The sequence below is a fragment of the Bradyrhizobium sp. genome, from assembly GCF_052389815.1.
Lineage (GTDB): Bacteria > Pseudomonadota > Alphaproteobacteria > Rhizobiales > Xanthobacteraceae > Bradyrhizobium.
The window spans coordinates 1-5,369 of sequence record NZ_JBQTHN010000087.1; the positions used below are offsets into that span (position 1 = coordinate 1).

At 63.5% G+C, this 5,369-nt stretch carries 7 protein-coding genes and 1 pseudogene; 1 reads left to right on the plus strand and 7 read right to left on the minus strand.

Annotated elements, in window-relative coordinates:
• From ACT4OC_RS15740 to ACT4OC_RS15765, 6 genes and pseudogenes are all read right to left on the minus strand, one after another.
• Positions 1-92: pseudogene (locus ACT4OC_RS15740) on the minus strand (VirB3 family type IV secretion system protein); the annotation flags it as partial.
• Positions 92-436 carry a TrbC/VirB2 family protein gene (locus ACT4OC_RS15745; RefSeq protein WP_444839931.1) on the minus strand — a complete coding sequence of 115 codons (345 nt, stop codon included), beginning with the start codon at positions 434-436 and terminating at the stop codon, positions 92-94. The pseudogene ACT4OC_RS15740 and the gene ACT4OC_RS15745, both read right to left, overlap by 1 nt.
• Positions 433-1,401, minus strand: coding sequence for a P-type conjugative transfer ATPase TrbB (gene trbB / locus ACT4OC_RS15750; RefSeq protein ID WP_444839932.1), 969 nt, complete (start codon positions 1,399-1,401; stop codon positions 433-435). The genes ACT4OC_RS15745 and trbB overlap by 4 nt, the downstream gene beginning before the upstream one ends.
• A 176-nt stretch (positions 1,402-1,577) precedes the next feature.
• Complete coding sequence (locus ACT4OC_RS15755; protein ID WP_444839933.1) at positions 1,578-2,033, minus strand: ribbon-helix-helix domain-containing protein; 456 nt, start codon at positions 2,031-2,033, stop codon at positions 1,578-1,580.
• Between the two features lie 9 nt (positions 2,034-2,042).
• Positions 2,043-4,040 carry a conjugal transfer protein TraG gene (locus tag ACT4OC_RS15760; RefSeq protein WP_444839934.1) on the minus strand — a complete coding sequence of 666 codons (1,998 nt, stop codon included), beginning with the start codon at positions 4,038-4,040 and terminating at the stop codon, positions 2,043-2,045.
• A gap of 132 nt (positions 4,041-4,172) precedes the next feature.
• Entirely contained in the window at positions 4,173-4,466 is a 294-nt protein-coding gene (locus ACT4OC_RS15765) for a DNA -binding domain-containing protein (protein WP_444839935.1), read from the minus strand.
• Between the two features lie 104 nt (positions 4,467-4,570).
• Here ACT4OC_RS15765 and ACT4OC_RS15770 point away from each other — a divergent pair, with 104 nt between their 5' ends.
• The gene (locus ACT4OC_RS15770) at positions 4,571-4,849 is read left to right on the plus strand and encodes a helix-turn-helix domain-containing protein (RefSeq protein WP_444839936.1); all 279 of its coding nucleotides are present in this window, start codon (positions 4,571-4,573) and stop codon (positions 4,847-4,849) included.
• A gap of 161 nt (positions 4,850-5,010) precedes the next feature.
• Here the strand turns inward: ACT4OC_RS15770 and ACT4OC_RS15775 are convergent.
• A partial coding sequence (locus ACT4OC_RS15775) for a GNAT family N-acetyltransferase (protein WP_444839937.1) occupies positions 5,011-5,369 on the minus strand: 359 nt, incomplete at its 5' end.

The following is a 5,369-nucleotide window of genomic DNA, read 5'->3' on the forward strand; positions in this document are numbered from 1 at the left end:
AGAATTGCGACCGCGCGCGGTGCGCCGCCGAGCAAGATGTGCTCGGTGAGCGCGCGATGAACGGGTGCTGCAAATCCGGGGACCTCCTCCATCAGACCAGCGCTCCGCCGCCAAAGGAGAAGAACGAGAGGAAGAAGGAGCTGGCCGCAAAAGCGATCGAAAGGCCGAACACGATCTGGATCAGCCGGCGAAAGCCGCCCGAGGTATCGCCAAACGCCAGCGTCAGTCCGGTGACGATGATGATGATGACCGCCATGATCTTGGCGACCGGGCCTTCGACCGATTGCAGGATCTGGTTGAGCGGCTGCTCCCACGGCATGTTGGAGCCGACGGCCCAGGCGGGGCTCCCTGCCAACGTGGTCAGTACCGTCGCCGGGGCTATGAAGGCGGCTGCCTTCGCGATGACGCGGCGAATGCGGAACAGGCGATGGATCACGGCCGGTCTCCTGCGGGTGAAAGGACGTAGTCGCCGGCCGGTGCAAGCCCAGTGACGCGCATCAGCTCAGTGAGCCGGCGTTCCCTGCCGCGGCCGGAAAGCACCGCGACGATATCGATGGTCTCGGCGATCAACGCACGCGGGACGGTGACGACGGCTTCCTGAATCAACTGCTCGAGACGGCGCATCGCGCCAAGCGCGCTGCCGGCGTGGATGGTGCCGACGCCGCCGGGGTGGCCGGTACCCCAGGCCTTCAACAGATCCAACGCCTCGGCGCCGCGGACTTCGCCGATCGGGATGCGGTCGGGGCGCAGGCGAAGCGAGGAGCGTACGAGATCGGACAGCGACACCACCCCGTCTTTGGTTCTGAGCGCCACGAGATTCGGCGCCAGACATTGCAGCTCGCGGGTATCCTCGATCAGCACTACGCGATCGGCCGTTTTGGCGACCTCGGCGAGCAGCGCGTTGGCGAGCGTGGTCTTGCCGCTCGAGGTGCCGCCGGCAACCAGGATGTTTTTGCGCGCGGCAACAGCGGTGCGCAGCGCCTCGGCCTGGCCTGATGTCATCATGCCGGCGGCGACGTAGTCATTCAGCGTGAACACGGCGACGGCGGGTTTGCGGATCGCAAAAGCCGGCGCGGCGACAACTGGCGGCAACAATCCCTCGAACCGTTCCCCAGTCTCGGGCAACTCCGCCGAGACGCGGGGGCTACCGGCATGAACCTCCGATCCAACATGGTGCGCGACCAGGCGCACGATCCGCTCTCCATCGGCGGCGTTCAGGCGCTCGCCGGTATCGGAGAGCCCTTCTGAAAGCCGGTCAACCCAGAGCCTCCCATCGGGGTTGAGCATCACCTCGACGATTGCCGGGTCTTCAAGGAATCCCGCGATGGCGGGACCCAGCGCCGTGCGCAGCATGCGCGCGCCGCGAATGATCGCTTCAGACTTCTGGTGAACAACCGCCATCTCGTCCCCCGTCCCGGCGACCGCAAGAGCGGCCCGGGGACCGCAAGAGCGGCCCCGTGTGGACGGGGATGATTAGAAGTGGCAGCAGGGCATGCTTTGCAACAACCCTGATGGGGTCAGCGTACCCCGGCGAAGTAATGGCGGTAATTGACGGAATCGCTCACTCAACACAAGGCTCAAACGGGATCGTCGTGGTCGTCGCCAACGTTCAAGTCGGCTCGCGTCGCCGGGATGTCGCGCGACACCTCCTTGATGAAGCGATCACCCTTCGCCAGGCGCCGGCCAAGCGCTTGCACAAACCCCTCGAACCGCTCCAGGCCCTTGGCGCGCGCGGAAGCCTGCGCGTTGTCGGGTAATGGCGGTGTGATCGTCAGCCAGAAGCGAATGAACAGGGAGACTGTTTCGCCGAGGATGGCGATATCTTCGTCCATGCCGGCGATCTGGCGGCCGAGCCGGTCCATGCGCCGCGCGAAAACCGCCTCTAACCGCTCTGCGGAATCTTCCGACAGGAAGGACGCCACGGCGGCTTCGATCACGGCGGATTTGGAGACATTGCGCCGAAGCGCCAGCGCCTCGACTTTTTTGAGGAGCCCCGGCTCGAAATAGACGTTCATGCGGGTCTTGGTTTGCATGGCGATGCCTCACAACCCGATGCCATCGGCGGGATCCATTGCTGCCTGCCGCGCCACGGTGCGCACGTCTTGCCGCAACGCCCTCGCCTTCGCCGCGTCGATGTCAGACTCGTCCTCCAGCACGTCGAACTCACTGTCGGCCGGACGTTCGCTCGGCACGATTTCTTTGTGCTCGGGCAATTCCGGCTCGCGCCTTATGCCGGCATTGGCGGGGTCGACGTCGGCAGCCTGATTGCTTGCCGCCGACTGTTCGGCACCATCCATCGGAAGCGGCAGGGCACGCCAATCGTCAGCCATCATGTCAGTCACTTTCCGGGCATGCTTGCCGAGGACCGGAGGTGGCAGGATGCGCTCAGACAGGCGGGCATCCCTGTAGTAGCGCGCTTTCCTGGCACGGATCGGATGCTGGCCCGAGACCAGCAACAGTTCGTCGGCGGGTGGCAGCTGCATTATCTCACCCGGCGTCAATAGCGGCCGCGCCGTCTCCTGTCGCGACACCATCAGATGCCCCAGCCAGGGCGACAGCCGGTGGCCGGCATAGTTGGTGGAGTCGCGCCGTTCGGTCGCCGTGCCCAAGGCATCCGAGACGCGCTTGGCGGTGCGTTCGTCGTTGGTGGCGAAGGCAACGCGCACATGGCAATTGTCCAGCACGGAATTGTTGGCGCCGTACGCTTTCTCGATCTGGTTGAGCGATTGCGCGATCAAAAAACTCTTGATGCCGTAGCCGGCCATGAAGGCGAGCGCGGACTCGAAAAAATCCAGCCGTCCGAGTGCGGGGAATTCGTCGAGCATCAACAGCAGACGATGCGCCCGATCTCTGTCGTTCAATTCCTCGGTGAGACGCCGTCCGATCTGGTTGAGGACCAACCGAATGAGCGGCTTGGTGCGGTTGATGTCGGAGGGCGGCACAACGAGGTAGAGGCTGACCGGCGCCGCTTGCGCAATCAGATCGGCGATGCGCCAGTCGCAGCGGTCCGTCACCTTGGCCACCACGGGATCGCGGTAAAGCCCGAGAAACGACATCGCGGTGGAGAGCACGCCCGAGCGCTCGTTGTCCGATTTGTTGAGAAGCTCGCGGGCGGCGGAAGCAACGACGGGGTGAACGCCACTTTCTCCGAGGTGCGGCGTCGACATCATGGCGCGCAGTGTCGCCTCGACCGGGCGCTTCGGATCGGACAGGAAGTTGGCGACGCCGGCGAGCGTCTTGTCCGACTCGGCATAGAGGACATGCAGGATCGCGCCGACGAGGAGGCTGTGGCTGGTCTTCTCCCAATGATTGCGGCGATCGAGCGCTCCTTCCGGATCGACCAGGATGTCGGCGATGTTCTGGACGTCGCGCACTTCCTTGTCGCCGCGCCGCACCTCCAACAGCGGATTGTAGGCGGCTGACAAGACGTCGGTCGGATCGAACTTGAGCACGCGGCCGAATCGGGACCGAAAGCCTGCCGTCAGCGCAAAATTCTCTCCCTTGATGTCATGAACGATGCAGCTTCCGGGCCACGTCAGCAGCGTCGGGACCACCAGGCCGACGCCTTTACCGGATCTTGTCGGCGCAAAGCACAGAATGTGCTCCGGTCCGTCATGGCGCAGATAGTGCTGGGCATGGCAGCCGAGGATGACACCGTCCGGGCCGAGCAATCCGGCCGCCCGGATTTCCTGGTCGGATGCCCAGCGCGCCGAACCGTAGGTCTCGACATTCTTCGCCTCGCGCGCCCGCAAGATCGACAAGGTGATGGCGACTGCGATGGCGATGAATCCGCCGGACGCCGCGATAAAGGCGCCCTCGACGAATACCGATGGCGCATAGGCATCGTAAGCATACCACCACCAAAAGAATGCCGGCGGGTAATAGACCGGCATGCTCGGCATCAGTTCGAACCAGGGCTGCCCGAGCTGCGGCTGAAAACCGAGCCGCCAAGCCGTCCATTGCGTTGCGGTCCAGGTCGTCGTCAGAACGACGGCCAGGACGAGGGTAATCTGCCCCCAGAGAATGCGACTTCCCGACATGAGCGCTCCGATCGGTGGCGATGCGGAGCGATCAGAGAATAATCTGCCTGCCCAAAGGCAATCCAAAACCACTGATGTCGTGCTGCCGGATACCATGGCGCGGAAATCGGCGGGGGTCTGGGGTCTTCGCGATCAGGATCGGGAGCGACGCGCTCGTTCGACGGATTGCTCGAGCAGGCGGCGGTAGCCGCGCTTTGTCATCCAATGCGCGCGCGCCAGATGACTTTCGAAGCAACGCCGGGTTCGTAATTCATCTGGATCGCGATGCAGGACGATGCGGGCTACCTCGGTCCAATCAGCGCCATCCCTCTCGGCGTCGAGCAGGCGCAGATAGGTCACGAAATGCGCCTCGTCGTAAACGGTAATGTCGGGACCATCGGGCGCTTGGTCGTCGACATCGGGATCAAGTTCAGGCTTCACGCGCACGGCGCACCCTCCTCCCCCCGGCACTCGGAATAATCCCAAAATGGGATAATCCCAACTCAGGATTACCGGAACGGCTCCTCTTCTTCAATGGGGCCTCGTTCCGAATGCAGAAATCCTTGCGCACGCCACGACAGCAGCTTCTGCAATCCCTGCTCGCGGAAGCCCGCAAGGCGAAAGGGATGACTCAGGCCGACGTGGCAAAGGCGTTGGGCAAACCACAATCCTTCGTCGCAAAATATGAAAACGGAGAGCGACGAATCGACGTTATCGAGTTTGTCGATATTACCGCCGCATTGGGAGTTGTTCCCGGAGACATACTAGCGCAGGTCGAGTCGACCGGCCATTTCGCCAAGCGAACGGCTCGCCGGTCACGCAAAATATAGCTTTCGGCCCTCGACGACATCAACCATTCCAGCATTGAAGGACGCGGCTGGAACACCGCTCGCCCTGCCCGCATGATCACGGAAGATTGCGGAAAGCGCTGGGAATCGAGCCGAGTGATCTGCTGCTGCGACCGCTTGGGGAAAAAAGCTCAGTCCCCGCGTCAAGGGCCGATCAAGGCCCTGATATCCTTCAGCAGCACGAACAGATGCATGGGATCGCTGGGCGATGCGATGAAATCGAAGCGTTCGTAGAAGGCCCGCGCCTCGTCATCCTTGGCATGGACGGCGAAGGCCCGAAGGCCGGCGATCTCGGCCGCCGCAAGCGTGCGCCCGAGCGCGTCCTTCAGAAGACCGGACCCGATCCGTTTTCCCGCCCAGGCGCTGGCGACCGCAAGGCGCGCGAGGATCATCAGGGGAATCGGATGCCGGGCGACGCCCTTGCGCAGCCGCTCCGGTGCATCCTCATAAGTTACGTCCCCGAACGCCAACGTGTAGAAGCCGACGACCTCGTCCTGCGAGA